The sequence below is a fragment of the Streptococcus devriesei DSM 19639 genome (genome assembly GCF_000423725.1).
In the GTDB taxonomy this organism is placed as follows: domain Bacteria; phylum Bacillota; class Bacilli; order Lactobacillales; family Streptococcaceae; genus Streptococcus; species Streptococcus devriesei.
The window spans coordinates 19,950-35,647 of the sequence record NZ_KE384085.1 but is presented as its reverse complement, the minus strand read 5'-3'; the positions used below and the strand labels follow the sequence as shown (position 1 = coordinate 35,647).

Genomic DNA, 15,698 nt, shown 5'->3' with positions numbered 1-15,698 from the left:
TTAACGCAGTGGTTTATTGGAAGTCCTTATCCCTTGCTACGCAAGTGATAGCTCCAACAGTTTGGGGAACTGTTGGAGGATATCCAATTATATGAACGTTAGTTCATGTCAATCCCTAATAAACTGTGCGGAGGTGGGATAGTCTTATCCAGTGGATGATTTCTACCTGAGCCTTAAAATAGGAGAGCGAGGAAAATCGAAATCGCCATTTCATGACGATTTACCGATTTTTGTCCCACTCCCTTCTTTAATGACATTTATATGCTGCGCGCTGTCTGAGCAACTTTGTCCAGCAATTGCTGGCGTTTGTCAGCAGAAATTTTTTCGATACTGGTCAGCTGAGTTAGTTTTACGGGTGAAATGCCGCAGGATTTCAAAACTTGCCGCTTTAAAACCTTCCCATAATCCTGAGCAAAAGGTGTTATAAAGGCCGGTGTGTTATGAGTCGTAATAATCCAAGCAGATTTTCCCTTTAAATGCCCTGCAAGACCTGTCTTTTTGTAGGAGTAGGCAAAACCGCTGACGAAGACCCGATCAATAAAGCCTTTGAGAATAGCCGGCATGCCGCTCCACCAGATAGGGAAAATAAAGATCAGCTGATCCGCCCAAGTTACTAAGCGGCGGTAGTCTTCCATTTCAGCGACCTTATCTAAATCGCGGCGTTTGAGTTTCTCGTCGAATCGCAGTATCGGATCAAAATTCTCAGCATACAAGTCAATGGTTTTAACTGTGTGAGCCTTGGAGAGGTTAGTCTGAACCGTTTTGAGAATTTCAGCATTGAAACTTTTAGGGTTGGGGTGTGCGTAAACGATTAAGGTATTCATGAGCGTTCTCCTTTGATATAGATATCAAGCATGTGATTGATAGTTGTTTGAATGGCCCTATTATCTAAGTCCGCGCCAATCGGGCTCTTGGTCAAAATCGCTAAACCTGAAATAAAGCTCCAAAAATGAAAAAGGGTTTCTGTTTCACTGTTTGAAAAGCCTTCTTCTTTGCGAAGCTTTTTAACGATGCTTTTGAAATGGTCAAATCCCGGCAAATCATAATGGGTGACGATTGTTTCTTGAGTGACTTCCATATATTTAAAGGGGAATTTGACAAAGAGAGCCTCGAAAAAATACGGATAGGTCTGGGCAAAAGCAATGAAATTAAAGCCCATTTTTGCCAGCTGCTTGCGGGCAGTCGGCTCTTTTTGCAGCCCTTGCTGCATCTCCTGACTGAGAAAGGCTGAAAGACGTTTCAAAACGACCCTCAGGTAGTCTTCCTTGCTTTTAAAGTGGCGGTAGGGAGTGGCGTGAGTAACCCCGCAAGTCTTGGCTACTGTCCTTAAAGAAAGTTTATCAATGCCGTGTTTTTGAATCTCAGTCACACCCGTTTCGATCAGCTTTTCTTTGAGCTCTGCAGTGTTTCGTTTCATAGTAAAATACCTAAAACCAAGTAAGAGCAGCGTGTTGTCAGTGTCATTATAATTGCTAAAAACCTTTGTTTTTCGTGCTTTGCTGTGGTTTTGTTCCTTCAATATTTTAAAAAGTAGCCACTGTCTACTTTTTAAAATAAGTTTACACTGTCTACTTTATTTTGTCAAGCCGCTGCTGTAAAAAATTGGGATTTTCTGCTATTTTAGACTAAAAGTGGTAAAATAATAGCATGTATTCAAAACCAAAATCAGCCTATGTGCACATTCCTTTTTGCACACAAATTTGTTACTATTGTGATTTTTCAAAAGTTTTTATCCAAAATCAGCCTGTTGATGCTTATCTAGAAGCTCTGATTAAAGAATTTAACGATTATTATCAGATTAAGGAGTTGCGAACTCTTTATATCGGCGGCGGGACGCCGACTGCTATCTCAGCAGAGCAGCTGGATTATTTGCTGAGCAATTTATCCAAAAATCTTAACTTAGACATGCTGGAAGAATTTACCATTGAAGCTAACCCCGGTGATTTGACTCCGGATAAGATAGCTGTCTTGGAGAAATCAGCAGTTAACCGTGTGTCTTTGGGTGTGCAGACCTTTAATGACAAGCACCTCAAGCAAATTGGCCGGGGGCACAATGAGGCGCAGATTTATGAGAGTATTGACAGCCTGAAACAAGCCGGTTTTAATAATATTTCGATTGATCTGATCTATGCCCTGCCCAATCAGACCATGGCTGATGTCAGGGAAAATGTTGCCAAAGCCTTGGCCTTAGATATTCCTCATCTTAGTCTTTATAGTTTGATTTTGGAGCATCACACTGTTTTTATGAATAAAATGCGCCGCGGCAGGCTCCATTTGCCAACGGAAGATTTAGAAGCTGAAATGTTTGAGTATATCATCAAAGAGCTTGAAAATAACGGCTTTGAACACTATGAAATTTCTAACTTTACCAAGCCCGGCTTTGAAAGCCGCCATAATCTCATGTACTGGGACAATGTCGAATATTTTGGCTGCGGTGCCGGTGCTTCGGGTTATCTTGGGGGTGTCCGCTATCGGAATCGCGGGCCGATTCAGCATTATTTAAAGGCAATCAAAGAAAGCGGACATGCCAGATTTCAGGAGGAGAAACTCAGTCAGTCAGAAAAAATGGAAGAAGAACTCTTTTTGGGTCTGCGCAAGAAATCAGGTGTTTCCATCAAGAACTTTGAGGAAAAATTTGGCCTGCCTCTTCAGGAAGTTTATGGTTCGGCTCTTCATGACTTAGAAGCAAGCGGTCTGGTTGTGATGGATGAGGATAGGCTTAGAATGACTAAAAAAGGTCTCTTTTTAGGAGACACGGTCGCTGAAAAATTTATTTTGGAGTAAAAATCATGGGGAAAAAATACAAAACACGTTATCAAATACCTTTTTATGAATGTGATGTCAATCATAACGTTAAGCTGCCGCATATTTTATCAGTTGCCCTGCAGATTGCCAGCAGTCAGTCTGTGGAGCTAGGCATCGGCGATGAGCGGCTGCTTAACGACTACAATCTGGTCTGGGTTGTTTCAGAGCATGAAATAACCATTAAACGGCTGCCTCAGTTTGGAGAAACCGTGGAAATTGAGACCGAACCGATTTCTTACAACCGCTATTTTTGCTATCGGAAGTTTAGGCTTTTTGATGCTCAGGGTGAGAAAATCATAGATATCCTTTCAACTTTTGTTCTCATGGACTATGACACGCGCAAGGTTCATGATGTTCCCGAGGAAATTATTGCGCCTTACGGATCAGAAAAAATTCGAAAGATTCTGCGGGGTCCCCGGTACAGACCGCTGGAAAATGCAGACAGCACACTGTATCATGTCCGCTATTTTGACCTTGATATCAATGGTCATGTCAACAACAGCCGCTATTTAGAATGGATGTATGATGTGCTTGATTTTGAGTTTTTAAAACACCATGTTCCTAAAAAAATCAATCTCAAATATGTCAAGGAAGTTCAATACGGTCATGACATCAACTCACGCTTGGAACAAGAAGGCCTTTTGACCAAGCACGAAATCATATCAAACGGCAGTATCAATGCTCAAGCTATCACAGAATGGGACAGTATATAATAATAGCTTAAAAATGCGGCAGGCTTGATGAAGAGGAAAAAAATTCCTGTACAGATAAAAAAGAGCGAATCCTTTTGCAGCGCACGGCTGCTTTAAAGGGACAGACATAAAAACGGAAAGAGAGCAAAAAAAGGAATGGCATATAAGGGTTATCTGATTGACCTAGATGGCACGATTTATAAGGGGAAGGACAGAATTCCAGCAGGAGAGGATTTTGTTAAACGGCTGCAGGAGAAGCAGCTCCCATACCTTCTCGTAACCAATAACACGACACGGACACCTGAAATGGTGCAGGAAATGCTGGCGACTTCTTTTAATATTCAGACGCCGCTAAAAACTATTTACACAGCGACCTTAGCGACCATTGATTATATGAATGATATGAAACGCGGCAAAACAGCCTATGTTATCGGAGAGACCGGCCTGAAGACAGCAGTGGCAGAGGCGGGATATGCCCATGACAGTAGCAATCCAGCCTATGTGGTTGTGGGCCTGGATACAGAGCTGACTTACGAAAAGCTGACAGTAGCTACCTTAGCTATTCAAAAAGGAGCAGTCTTTATCGGCACTAATCCTGATCTTAACATCCCTACCGAAAGGGGCCTTCTGCCGGGAGCCGGCTCTATCTTATCCCTCCTAGAAAAAGCAACGCGGGTCAAGCCGATTATCATTGGTAAACCTGAAGCTGTTATTATGAATAAATCACTGGAGCGCTTGGGTGTTAAACGCCACGAGGCTATCATGGTCGGCGATAATTATCTGACAGACATCACGGCCGGTATCAAAAATGATATTGCAACGCTTTTGGTGACGACAGGCTTTACCAAACCGGAAGAGGTGCCCGGTCTGCCGATTAAGCCGGACTATATCTTATCAAGTCTTGCGGAGTGGGATTTCGATGAAAGATAAACTGCATTTTGGTTTAACGGTGCTTTTACTGCTGTCTTTTTCGATTCTTGCGACAATCTATTTGGTCTGGCTTTTTTATCCTTTAGAAATTTCCTGGCTCAAATTAGAGCAGGCTGTCTATATGAAAAGCAGTCAGATTCAGTATAATTTCAACCGTCTCATGCTTTATCTGACGAATCCTTTTAACTGGCGGCTGCTCATGCCGGATTTTTCTTCTTCTAAAAACGGTCTTCATCACTTCAAGCAGGTCAAGCTGCTTTTTCATCTGGCTCAGTTGAGCGCTCTTATAAGTCTGCCGAGTTTTTTGCTTTTCATGAAAAATAGTATTCAAAAGGGCTATGGTCTTTTGTACAGGCGGGTGCTTAGAATTTGTGCCCTCATCCCCATAGTGCTTACTTTAGCAGCAGGGCTTGTCGGTTTTAACACTTTTTTTACGCTTTTCCATCAGGTTTTATTTGCCGGAGATGACACTTGGCTTTTTAACCCTTACACTGACCCTGTGATTTATATTTTACCCGAGGCTTTCTTTTTGCATTGCTTCCTTCTTTTTTTCCTTATTTACGAAATTGTTTTTTGCAGTCTTTTATGGAAAATCAGGCAGCAGCAAAAGCACAGAAAAGTCCATTTCAGCGAGTCTTAAGGGCTCGTTTTTTTATGTCTGTCTGATTTTTAGGTGTTTTTATGATAGGCAGGCGATTTTTAACGTTTTTCGTTGCAGTTTCCGGCCTAAAACCTTACAATGATTAGTATAACTATTTAATGAGGAGCTAAGCATGTTAGAGCTAAAGCATATTACCAAAATCTACGATACAGCGGGGATTAAGCGGACAGCCTTGGACGATGTCAGTATCAATTTTCGGGCTAATGAGTTTGTTTCTGTTTTAGGACAGTCCGGATCCGGGAAAACGACCCTGCTGAATATTATCGGCGGCTTAGATCACTATTCATCGGGTGATTTACTGATTAACGGTAAGTCAACCAAAGATTTTAAAGACAGGGACTGGGATCGTTACCGCAACAATACCATCGGCTTTGTCTTTCAGTCTTATAATCTGATTTCACATCAGACAGCGCTCGCTAATGTTGAATTGGCGCTGACCCTGTCAGGTGTTTCAAAATCAGAACGCCGCAGCCGTGCTTTAGAGGTTCTAAAACGTGTTGGTCTGGAAGATCATATTCATAAAAGACCCAGTCAGATGTCAGGCGGTCAGGTACAGCGGGTCGCTATTGCGCGTGCTTTGGTTAATAACCCTGATATTTTATTGGCTGACGAACCGACCGGAGCTTTGGATTCAGAAACATCTTTGCAGATTATGGATTTGCTCCAAGAAATCGCTCAAGAACGCTTGGTGATTATGGTAACTCACAATCCGGATTTGGCAGAAACCTATTCTAACCGCATTATCCGGGTTTTGGACGGTCGGATTATTGACGACAGCAATCCTTATCAGGACCAAGATCTTGACAAGTCAGCGATTGATTTTAAAAAGACCAAGATGTCTTTTATGACTGCCTTGTCGCTGTCCTTTAACAATTTACTGACTAAAAAAGGCCGGACCTTTCTGACCGCTTTTGCAGGCTCCATTGGCATCATTGGGATTGCCCTGATTTTATCTCTATCAAACGGTGCTCAAAAATACATCGCAAAAACTCAAGAAGATACCTTAGTTGCCTATCCTTTATCTATTGAAAAATCTTCCAATGAAAATTTTGTGGGCTTGCTTGCAGCCGGCAATGAAGAAAGCAGCAGTGACAAGAAGAAATCAGACAAGAAGACGATTAAAACGAGTAATATTTTAAAAAATATGATTTCAACGCAGGTTGTGGATAATGACCTGACCTCGTTTAAAGCCTATATTGAAAAACATTCGCGCAAATTCCGCAGGGTCACTAAGGACATCCAGTATTCTTACAAGCTGTCACCAAGAATTTATCAAACAGATACTTCTAAGGGTGTCAAACCGGTGAATCCCAGCAATCTGAATAAGGAAGTGAAAAATGCCGGCGGTAACATTCAGGTGTTGCTTTCCAACCTCAATGTCTGGCAGGAATTATCCTCCAATGCTAAGATGCTGTCTTCTCAATATCAGATTGTCAATGGCCATCTGCCTGAGAAATACAATGAAGTTGTCCTGATTGCAGACGAAGATGATAAAATCGATGATTATGTTCTCTATAGTCTGGGGATTAAAGACGTCAGCGAGTTAAACAACAAAAAGCAGCTGAAAAACACCAAAGAAAGCAGTTATAACTATTCAGATCTAGTCGGCAGAACCTATAAACTGGTTATCAATTCAGATGTCTATCAAAAAGAAGGAGGGATCTGGGTTGATCGCTCCGACAATGATGCTTATATGAAAAAGGTAGTAAAGGCAGCTGAACCGATTAAAATTGTGGGAATTGTCAAACCCCAAGATGGAACTGCTTCAGGCAGTTCCAATGCCGGAGTCGGCTATAGTCAGAAATTGACCAACTATATTTCTGAAAAGATTAATGCCAGCAGCATTGCCAAAGAGCAGCTGGCCAATAAGAAGCGCAATATCTTTACCGGTCAGGATTTTTCTGCTTCCGGCAAGCCCTTCTCATCTGATAATTTAAGCGCAGAACAAGGCGCTGCTTTGGCTTCAATGTCAGCAGAGGAGATGGCAGATTATGTGAATCGTTATAACGAAAATGCGACTGCCACCTACGATGACAATTTAGAAAAAATCGGCATAATCGACACCGCTAATCCTGAAACTATCAACTTTTATGCGGATTCTTTTGAAGATAAAGAAGCCCTTAAAGATCTGATCAGCGATTACAATAAACAGGTCAAAAAAGATAAGCAAAAATCAAAAGTCATTAATTACACGGATACCATTGGCTTGATGATGTCATCGGTAACCACAATGATTAATGCCATTACTTATATTTTAGTCGGTTTTGTTGCCATTTCACTGGTTGTATCATCGATTATGATTGGTATTATCACCTATATCTCAGTTCTCGAACGGACCAAAGAAATCGGTATTCTGCGCGCCATGGGTGCTTCTAAAAAAGACGTGATGCGCATCTTCACCGCAGAAACCGTTATTGAAGGAGCCATCGCCGGTATTCTTGGTATTTTAATCACACTCCTGCTCAACATCCCTATCAATATGATTGTCAACAATCAGCTGGATATCAGCAGTATCTCTTCTCTGCCTGTCTGGTCGGCAGTAGTGCTGATTGCTATTTCTGTTTTACTGACCGTTTTTGCAGGCATTCTGCCATCACGCGTGGCTGCCAAGAAAGATCCGGTCGAAGCATTGCGGACAGAATAAAGATAAAGAGCGAAACATTAGATAGCATCTTTTGTTTCGTTTTTTAGTTTCAAATCAAATTCTGGGAGCTGGAAAAATTTTTGTGTATAATAAAAGAATCATGCTGCAAAGGAGAAAGACATGAAAGTGCTGGGAATTGCAGATGCAAGTACCTCCTTTTCTTACAATCATTTATTGCTGGCCTTTATTGAAGAACGCTTCGGGCTGGCTTTTGATTTTGAATTGATGGAATTAGAACCTCTTCCTCTTTTTAATCAAGAGGAAAGTCCGGACAACTATCCCATTTTGCAAGAAGCAGCAGCGCACATTTCAGCTGCAGATGGTATTATTTTAGCGGTGGAAGAACACAATCACAGCCTGACACCTAACCTTAAATCACTGCTGGAATGGTTCTCCTTTCCACAAGGTTCCTTTGCCAATAAGCCGGTCATGCTTGTCGGAGCAGCTGATGATGGGCAAATGCCGCAAAGAGCACAGGAGCAGCTGAAGCAGATTTTAAATGCCCCCGGCCTAAGAGCTTGGGTCATGTCTGATAAAACCTTCTTTTTGAAGAAGGCTTCTGAGACCTTTGATCAAGACGGACAAATCGCAGATTCTGCTCTCGTAACCCGCTTAGCCGACAGTTTACAGCACTTTGTCCGCTTTGTCAGTCTGACAGAAAGTTTGAAAGAGAAATAAGTGTGAAACTTTAAAAATTTATTGGGCAATAACTTACTGAAAAAATACAGAAATATTTCTGTATTTTTCGTTTATGTTATTAAAATATGTCATAAATAGTGATATAATAGAAGCGCTTACAGTAAAGCAAAAGAAAAAGCACCGAGCAAGGGTGCGCATAGATGTTTATGGATAACCATATTTTAACTCAAAAGATAAACTATCTTTTGGCTGTGTTGTTTCGAATAGTTCCAACAAAATCAATATACCAAAAATAAAATATAAAATCAACAAAAAGGAGCGAAAATGAAAAAATTTACTCAAAATTATTCTATCGGTTTAGATATAGGTGTCAGCTCGGTAGGTTACGCGGTGGTTGCCGAGGATTTGACTGTACCAACATTCAAGTTTAAAGTAATGGGGGATTCAAAGAAGAAAATCAAGAAAAATTTAATTGGTTCAATTCTTTTTGAATCTGCTAAAACTGCTCAGGAGACACGAAAATTTCGTATTGATAGCCGTAGGCTTGAGAGAAGAAAGAATCGGATTGGATATCTAAGAGATATTTTCAGAGATGAGGTCGAGAAAGTTGATAAAAATTTCTTTAGAAGGCTAGATGAGTCTTTCAGAGTACTTGATGACAAGAGTGAGGATATTCAAGTTAAGCAGCCATTTTTTGGAAATAAAGCATTGGAACGCGAGTATCATAGAAAATATCCGACGATTTATCACTTAAGGAAAAGTCTCGCCGATGCAAAAGAAAATGAATCTAAAGCAGATATTCGTGAAGTTTATATGGCATTGTCGCATATTCTAAAATATCGGGGTCATTTTTTAGTGGCTGGAGACATTAATCCAAATCATATTGATATTCAAGAGAGCTGGAGAGAGTTTCTTGAAGCTTGTCAAGAAACTTTTGATTTAGGATTACCTAATGATTACGGTAAAATTTGTGAAGAATTTGTAAATAAGAACAGTAGGCAAGATAAAGTCAAAACGATATTATCATATTTCCCTACTGAAGTAAAACTAAAAAATGATAGCATCTTCAAACAGCTTTTACAATTACTTTTTGGATTAACAACGAAATTTAGTGAGTGTTTCGATTTAGATGAAGAACCAGATTTAGATTTTTCAAAAGAAAATTATGATGACAATTTAGAAACCTTGCTAGGTGCCCTAGATAGCGATTATGCGGATGTATTTGCGAAATTAGGAGTTCTTAGAGATACGTTGTTGCTGTCAGATATGCTGACTTATAAAGGAGCAACACATGCTCGCTTTTCAGCAACGATGATTGAGCGTTATGAAGAACATCGTAAAGATTTGCAACGTTTGAAAGCATTTTTTAGAAAGAGTTTATCTGAACAGGACTACATTGATATGTTTGGTCAAAAAGTTGACGGTAAATTTGAATTTGACAAGAAAATAAAAAGCTATGCAAGTTATATTTCAAATCAAATGGAATTAAAGGATACGGATAAACAAAAATCCAAGCAACAACTTTTCTATGATAATTTGAGAAAGAAAATTAAAGGAATTGAAGGTTCAGAATACTTTTTAGATAAAATCAATTCAGGTACATTTTTAAGAAAATTGCGAACGACTGATAATGGGGCAATTCCGAATCAGATTCATGCTTACGAGTTTGAAAAAATTATTGATCGCCAAGGTCAAGATTATCCATTTTTGTTAGAAAATAAAGAAAAATTACTGTCTATTTTAACTTACAAGATTCCATATTTTGTTGGACCATTAGCAAAAGGAAATGGCAGCCGATTTGCTTGGTTGAAGCGTCGTGAAAATCTTGATTTTGATGAGACAAGCGATGAGGCGACACGTTCTGGGAAAATCAGACCATGGAATGCTGAACAATTGATTGATATGGATGAGACAAGAAAAGCATTCATTGATAATTTGATTGGGAATGACATTATCTTACTTGACGAAAAAGTAATGCCTAAGCGAAGTCTTGTTTATGAAGAGGTGATGCTACATAATGAGTTATCGCGAGTAAAATATCGGAATAGGTATGGAAAAACATGTTCCATAAAACCTGATTTGAGACGTCAGATTGTAAAAGACTTATTCAAAGCGCAGTCTAAACGTGTGAGTGCAAAAACATTGTTAGACTACTTGCAGAACAATACAGATTTAGCTGTCGAAGAAATTGTTTCAGGTGTTGAAAAAAATAAGTCATTTAATTCCACATTGAAAACTTATAATGATTTCAAAGTTATCTTTTCAGAGCAATTTCTAGACGATGAAGATTATCAGAAAGAACTTGAAGAAATCATTAAAATCATTACTGTGTTCGATGATAAAAAATCAATTGAGGAATACCTGAAGAAATACTCTGGTCAATTAGAGTTTTTAGATGAGACTAAAATTAAGCAGTTATCAAAATTGAGATATACGGGCTGGGGGCGTTATTCAGCTAAATTGTTACTTGAAATCCGTGACGAAGATACAGGTTTTAATTTACTACAATTTATTCGAACTGATGATAGAAATCGGAATTTAACTCAACTAATAACTGATACAGAACTTTCTTTTGATTCAAAAATTAAGGCACTGCAGTCTACGCAATCTGAGGTTGATGATGTATTTGAAGAAGTGAAGAAACTTGCTGGGAGTCCAGCGATTAAGCGTGGTATTTTGAATAGTATTAAGGTTGTTGATGAGTTGGTTAAAATCATGGGGCGTCCTCCACAAAATATTGTCATTGAAATGGCACGTGAGAATATGACCACTGATGAAGGAAAGAATAAAGCAATCTCTCGTCAAAAGAAATTAGAGATGACCTTAAAGAAAATAGAAAATGATTTACTTGATAAAAAAGGTAAATTGCCATTTACGAACGAGCAATTACAGTCAGAGAAGTTGTATTTGTATTGTTTGCAAAAAGGCAAAGATATGTATGCTCTAGATGAAAATGGAAATCCTGCATCATTAAATGTTAAAGAGTTGAATCAGTATGAGGTAGATCATATTATTCCATACAGCTATTTGCCAATTGATTCTATTGATAATAAGGTATTGACTCGTCGCAAGAATAATCAAGAAAAGTTGGATAATGTGCCTAGTAAACAAGTTGTTGGTGATATGAAACCATTTTGGGAAGATCTTTATAAAGCGAAGCTTATTTCTCAAGTAAAATTCCAGCGTTTGACAACTAGTGAGCGAACACCAAATGGTGTGTTGACAGAAGATATGAAGGCAGGCTTTATTGAGCGTCAACTTGTAGAAACTCGTCAAATCACCAAACATGTTGCACGCATTTTGAATGACCGTTTTTCTGATAGTCAAGTAGTGACTTTGAAAGCGCAGTTGGTATCTAATTTTAGAAATATGTTTCATTTGGCAAAAATCAGAGAGCTTAATGATTATCATCATGCGCATGATGCTTACTTGAGTGTTGTTGTAGGGCAAACACTTTTAAATGCTTATCCTAAATTAAAACCAGAGTTAGTTTATGGAAATTATGGCCAATTCAATCGCCATGAAGAGAATAAAGCAACTTTGAAAAAACATCTCTATTCAAATGTGATGAGATTCTTTAATCATATGGATACTAAAGTTCCTAAGGATATTTGGAATACGAGTAAACACCTACCTGTTGTAAAAAATGTGATTTATAATTCACAGATAAATTTTGTCAAACGAACTATGGTGAAAAAAGGTGATTTTTATAACCAAAATCCAGTAGGTAGAGATAATAAAAAAGTGGCAGCAGCAAATCGTTATCCGCTGAAAACTAAAGGAAAACTCTTAAATCCAGAGATTTATGGGGGATACGGTCCGATTAACTCAGCTATGTCGGTATTGGTAGTTGCAGAAAAATACAATCAGAAAAAAGATATAACTGAAATTGTAAAAGAATTTCATGATATTGACATTATTGATTATCCAAAATTTAAGGCAGACGCGCTTGAATTTTTGAATGATAGTTCTGAAAATGAATTTCTTACTAAAAGTGGGCTGAAACGTGTAACTAAATTTCAAAAAATTCCCAAATATGCTTTAATGCAGCAAACTGATGGGAGGAGGGTATTATTTGAAAGTGCAACGAATCTTCATAAGACTTCACAATTTAAATTAGATGAAACACAGGGGGAGTTATTTTTCCATATGAAACGTCTACTGACGAAGTCGAATTTAATGAATTTAAAATCTGACACAGCGATTAAAGAAAGTCAGCAATTCATTTTATCTCATGTTGACGAGTTTGATAATATCGCAAATTCATTGAAGGAGTATGCTGTAAAAATACAGGGAAGTACGAAATCTCTAGATGCGCTTTCTGCGGGATATGAAAATCGTGATATCATTAAAATTACAGTAGATGAAGAAACGGTTCGTTATTATTATGATAATTTTATGAAGATGTTTAGTTTTGTAAAAAGTGGTCCATATAAAGATATTTCAGATTTTTTTGGTGATAAATATAAAGTTGCTCGTGTACGTCCTAAACCAACTAAAAAATTATTAAATGCCACCCTCATCCACCAATCCATCACCGGTCTTTACGAAACGCGGATTGACCTTAGTAAATTAGGAGAAGACTGATGGCAGGATGGAGAACAGTAGTTGTCAATACGCATTCTAAGTTGTCTTATAAGAACAACCACTTAATTTTTAAAGATGCTTATCAGACAGAGATGATTCATCTGTCTGAAATTGACATTTTATTACTTGAGACAACAGATATTGTTTTATCAACAATGCTAATGAAACGTTTGGTTGATGAGAATATTTTAGTCATTTTTTGTGATGATAAACGTCTTCCAACAGCCATGATCATGCCTTACTATGCACGTCACGATTCCAGTTTGCAGCTGGCCAATCAGATTTCTTGGGCAGAAGAGGTGAAATGTGATGTTTGGACGACAATCATTGCTCAAAAGATTTTGAATCAGTCTTGTTATTTGGGAGAATGTTCTTTCTTTGAGAAATCGCAGTCTATCATGGATTTATACCATGATTTGGAACCTTTTGATCCTAGCAACCGAGAGGGACATTCTGCGCGGATTTATTTTAATACCTTGTTTGGAAATGACTTCTCCAGAGAACAAGACAATGATATCAATGCAGGACTTGATTATGGTTACACTCTCCTTTTAAGTATGTTTGCGCGTGAAGTCGTTGTGTCTGGCTGTATGACACAGTTTGGCCTCAAGCATGCCAACCAATTTAATCAGTTCAACTTTGCCAGTGATATTATGGAACCTTTCCGTCCGATTGTTGACCGTATTGTCTATGAAAATCGAAATAGTTCTTTTGTTAAAATAAAACGTGAGCTGTTCAACATGTTTTCAGACACCTATCTTTACAATAACAAAGAGATGTATCTGACAAATATTGTCAGCGATTATACCAAAAAGATAATTAAGGCATTGAATAATAATGGGAAAGGAGTTCCTGAGTTTAGGATATGAGTTACCGATATATGCGAATGATTCTAATGTTTGATATGCCGACAGATACTGCTGAGGAACGCAAAGCATATCGTAAATTCCGGAAATTTTTACTGAGCGAAGGTTTCATCATGCATCAATTTTCCGTTTACAGCAAGCTGCTTTTGAATAACTCTGCTAATACAGCTATGATTGCCCGCCTGAAAGAGAACAATCCCAAAAAGGGCAGCATTACCTTACTGACTGTGACTGAAAAGCAGTTTGCCCGCATGATTTACCTAAATGGTGAGCGTGATGCCAGTGTTGCCAATTCAGATTCACGTTTGGTATTTTTAGGGGAGGCATTTCCGGATGAAACTTAATTTTCCGATATTAGATGAGCCGATTGAACTTGGGAAATCAACGATTTTAGTCATAGAAGATGTACAGGTTTTTGCTCAATTGGTGAGAAACTTTTATCAGTACGAAGAAGATAATGATCTTAAATTATTTGATGAAAAACTGAAGAGCCTAAAAGCATCTGAATTAATGCTTGTAACCGATATTTTAGGTTATGATGTTAATGCGCCATCACTGCTAAAGCTGGTTCATGCTGATTTGGAAAATCAGTTTAATGAGAAACCAGAAGTAAAGTCTATGATTGATAAGCTTGTGAATACTATTACAGGACTGATTGCCTACGAATGTTTAGAGAATGAACTGGATTTGGAATATGATGAAATTACTATTTTGGAGCTGATTAAAGCGCTAGGCGTCAAAATTGAAACGAAAAGTGATACCATTTTTGACAAAATGTTTGAAATCCTTCAAGTTTATAAATATCTGAGTAAAAAGAAAATTCTGGTTTTCTTTAATTCCTTATCCTATTTTCAGAAGGAAGAGATAGTCCAAATTTTGGAATATATTCACTTATCCAATATGACTGTTCTCTTTCTCGAACCGAATAAAATTGATGGATTTTCTCAATATATTTTAGATGAAGATTATTTCTTAATTGCAGAAAATGGCAACTGAAATACGAATAATAAGACAGTCCCTGAATGGGGATTGTCTTTTTATTATGAATTGACAAATACGTATAATGCGTATAAAATAAGAAGTGAGGTTATCGGTTTGCCCTTAACTGGAAAAGAGCTGGCCAAACTGGCTGTAAAAAATGGATGGAGAGAGGTCAGAGTGAGAGGAAGCCATCACCATTTTAAAAAAGACGGAGTGCCTTATATTGTCACGATCCCCATTCATGGCAATCAGTCGGTTAAAATTGGCCTTAAAAAGAAAATCTTAAAAGATTTAGGTTTGCTATGATAGAGGAGGAAGCAGTTATGCTGAAAACATATCCGGCAATTTTTCATAAGGAAGAAGAGGGGTATTGGGTAGAATTTCCTGAATTTGGCGGAGGTGCACAAGGAGAAGATTTGGAAGAAGCCATGAAACATGCGCGTCAAATGTTAGAAAGTGTGCTGGCGTCTTATCTGGATGAGGGCATGGCCTTGCCTGATCCAAGCGATATTCAAGAGTTATCTGCAGAGGATGGCTTTGTTACCATGATTCAAGCTGATCCCAGTCCCTATCTTAAAAATAATAGAGCTATCCGAAAAAATGTAACGGTTCCTGAGTGGTTGGTACGTTTGGCAGATCGCAATCAGATTAATTATTCTGAGGTGCTAACCAAGGCTTTGGAAAAGAAATTACAATTATAAGATAAAAGTAAAAGCGCCAGAAACCTTGATTTCTAGCGCTTTTTTAGGTATAATAAAGTTAAATAAAACGTTGAAAATGGAATCATTTTGAAGCTGAAATCTGGCTGAGATGAATGGCGCGATTACGAAATGTCGAGACAAAAATTGGTCCACGAGGTTTTAGAGCTGTGTTGTTTCGAATGGTTCCAAAAC

General features: G+C 38.4%; 14 protein-coding genes. 12 read left to right on the top strand and 2 right to left on the bottom strand.

Annotation, left to right across the window (positions count from 1 at the left end; translation table 11 throughout):
• Nucleotides 1-257 precede the first annotated feature (257 nt).
• Nucleotides 258-824: an NAD(P)H-dependent oxidoreductase gene (locus tag G573_RS0110385; RefSeq protein ID WP_027976668.1), complete on the bottom strand. Its 567-nt coding sequence runs from the start codon at nt 822-824 to the stop codon at nt 258-260.
• Nucleotides 821-1,417, bottom strand: a complete 597-nt coding sequence (locus G573_RS0110380) for a TetR/AcrR family transcriptional regulator (protein WP_027976667.1) — start codon at nt 1,415-1,417, stop codon at nt 821-823. The genes G573_RS0110385 and G573_RS0110380 overlap by 4 nt, the downstream gene beginning before the upstream one ends.
• A gap of 230 nt (nt 1,418-1,647) precedes the next feature.
• On the opposite strand from G573_RS0110380, the gene hemW reads away from it, so the two are divergent.
• The 12 genes from hemW (at nt 1,648) to G573_RS0110320 (ending at nt 15,506) form a co-directional block, all read left to right on the top strand.
• Nucleotides 1,648-2,784, top strand: coding sequence for a radical SAM family heme chaperone HemW (gene hemW, locus G573_RS0110375; RefSeq protein ID WP_027976666.1), 1,137 nt, complete (start codon nt 1,648-1,650; stop codon nt 2,782-2,784).
• 5 nt (nt 2,785-2,789) lie between these two features.
• Nucleotides 2,790-3,518, top strand: coding sequence for an acyl-ACP thioesterase domain-containing protein (locus tag G573_RS0110370; RefSeq protein ID WP_027976665.1), 729 nt, complete (start codon nt 2,790-2,792; stop codon nt 3,516-3,518).
• Between the two features lie 135 nt (nt 3,519-3,653).
• A complete protein-coding gene (locus G573_RS0110365) occupies nt 3,654-4,427 on the top strand; it encodes a TIGR01457 family HAD-type hydrolase (RefSeq protein ID WP_027976664.1) in 774 nt (257 codons plus the stop codon).
• A complete protein-coding gene (locus G573_RS0110360; protein ID WP_027976663.1) occupies nt 4,417-5,067 on the top strand; it encodes a TIGR01906 family membrane protein in 651 nt (216 codons plus the stop codon). Before G573_RS0110365 ends, G573_RS0110360 begins: the two co-directional genes overlap by 11 nt.
• Nucleotides 5,068-5,200: 133 nt before the next feature.
• Nucleotides 5,201-7,732, top strand: coding sequence for an ABC transporter ATP-binding protein/permease (locus G573_RS0110355; protein ID WP_027976662.1), 2,532 nt, complete (start codon nt 5,201-5,203; stop codon nt 7,730-7,732).
• Nucleotides 7,733-7,852: 120 nt separating this feature from the next.
• Entirely contained in the window at nt 7,853-8,410 is a 558-nt protein-coding gene (locus tag G573_RS0110350) for an NADPH-dependent FMN reductase (protein ID WP_027976661.1), read from the top strand.
• Nucleotides 8,411-8,695: 285 nt separating this feature from the next.
• Nucleotides 8,696-12,958, top strand: a complete 4,263-nt coding sequence (cas9, locus tag G573_RS0110345) for a type II CRISPR RNA-guided endonuclease Cas9 (RefSeq protein WP_027976660.1) — start codon at nt 8,696-8,698, stop codon at nt 12,956-12,958.
• Complete coding sequence (gene cas1, locus G573_RS0110340) at nt 12,958-13,827, top strand: type II CRISPR-associated endonuclease Cas1 (RefSeq protein WP_027976659.1); 870 nt, start codon at nt 12,958-12,960, stop codon at nt 13,825-13,827. The genes cas9 and cas1 overlap by 1 nt, the downstream gene beginning before the upstream one ends.
• Nucleotides 13,824-14,168 (top strand): CRISPR-associated endonuclease Cas2, encoded by a 345-nt coding sequence (gene cas2, locus G573_RS0110335; RefSeq protein WP_027976658.1) that lies wholly within the window; start codon nt 13,824-13,826, stop codon nt 14,166-14,168. The genes cas1 and cas2 overlap by 4 nt, the downstream gene beginning before the upstream one ends.
• The gene (csn2, locus tag G573_RS0110330) at nt 14,158-14,820 is read left to right on the top strand and encodes a type II-A CRISPR-associated protein Csn2 (protein ID WP_027976657.1); all 663 of its coding nucleotides are present in this window, start codon (nt 14,158-14,160) and stop codon (nt 14,818-14,820) included. The genes cas2 and csn2 overlap by 11 nt, the downstream gene beginning before the upstream one ends.
• 99 nt (nt 14,821-14,919) lie before the next feature.
• A complete protein-coding gene (locus tag G573_RS0110325) occupies nt 14,920-15,111 on the top strand; it encodes a type II toxin-antitoxin system HicA family toxin (RefSeq protein ID WP_027976656.1) in 192 nt (63 codons plus the stop codon).
• A gap of 17 nt (nt 15,112-15,128) precedes the next feature.
• Nucleotides 15,129-15,506, top strand: coding sequence for a type II toxin-antitoxin system HicB family antitoxin (locus tag G573_RS0110320; protein WP_027976655.1), 378 nt, complete (start codon nt 15,129-15,131; stop codon nt 15,504-15,506).
• Nucleotides 15,507-15,698: the final 192 nt, after the last annotated feature.

What these genes read in the sequence shown, in the direction of transcription:
- cas9 (WP_027976660.1), top strand. Translation starts at nt 8,696, where the DNA reads ATGAAAAAATTTACTCAAAATTATTCTATCGGTTTAGATATAGGTGTC.
- G573_RS0110370 (WP_027976665.1), top strand. Translation starts at nt 2,790, where the DNA reads ATGGGGAAAAAATACAAAACACGTTATCAAATACCTTTTTATGAATGT.
- cas1 (WP_027976659.1), top strand. Translation starts at nt 12,958, where the DNA reads ATGGCAGGATGGAGAACAGTAGTTGTCAATACGCATTCTAAGTTGTCT.
- G573_RS0110360 (WP_027976663.1), top strand. Translation starts at nt 4,417, where the DNA reads ATGAAAGATAAACTGCATTTTGGTTTAACGGTGCTTTTACTGCTGTCT.
- csn2 (WP_027976657.1), top strand. Translation starts at nt 14,158, where the DNA reads ATGAAACTTAATTTTCCGATATTAGATGAGCCGATTGAACTTGGGAAA.
- G573_RS0110355 (WP_027976662.1), top strand. Translation starts at nt 5,201, where the DNA reads ATGTTAGAGCTAAAGCATATTACCAAAATCTACGATACAGCGGGGATT.
- G573_RS0110385 (WP_027976668.1), bottom strand. Translation starts at nt 824, where the DNA reads ATGAATACCTTAATCGTTTACGCACACCCCAACCCTAAAAGTTTCAAT.
- G573_RS0110380 (WP_027976667.1), bottom strand. Translation starts at nt 1,417, where the DNA reads ATGAAACGAAACACTGCAGAGCTCAAAGAAAAGCTGATCGAAACGGGT.
- hemW (WP_027976666.1), top strand. Translation starts at nt 1,648, where the DNA reads ATGTATTCAAAACCAAAATCAGCCTATGTGCACATTCCTTTTTGCACA.
- G573_RS0110320 (WP_027976655.1), top strand. Translation starts at nt 15,129, where the DNA reads ATGCTGAAAACATATCCGGCAATTTTTCATAAGGAAGAAGAGGGGTAT.
- G573_RS0110365 (WP_027976664.1), top strand. Translation starts at nt 3,654, where the DNA reads ATGGCATATAAGGGTTATCTGATTGACCTAGATGGCACGATTTATAAG.
- cas2 (WP_027976658.1), top strand. Translation starts at nt 13,824, where the DNA reads ATGAGTTACCGATATATGCGAATGATTCTAATGTTTGATATGCCGACA.
- G573_RS0110350 (WP_027976661.1), top strand. Translation starts at nt 7,853, where the DNA reads ATGAAAGTGCTGGGAATTGCAGATGCAAGTACCTCCTTTTCTTACAAT.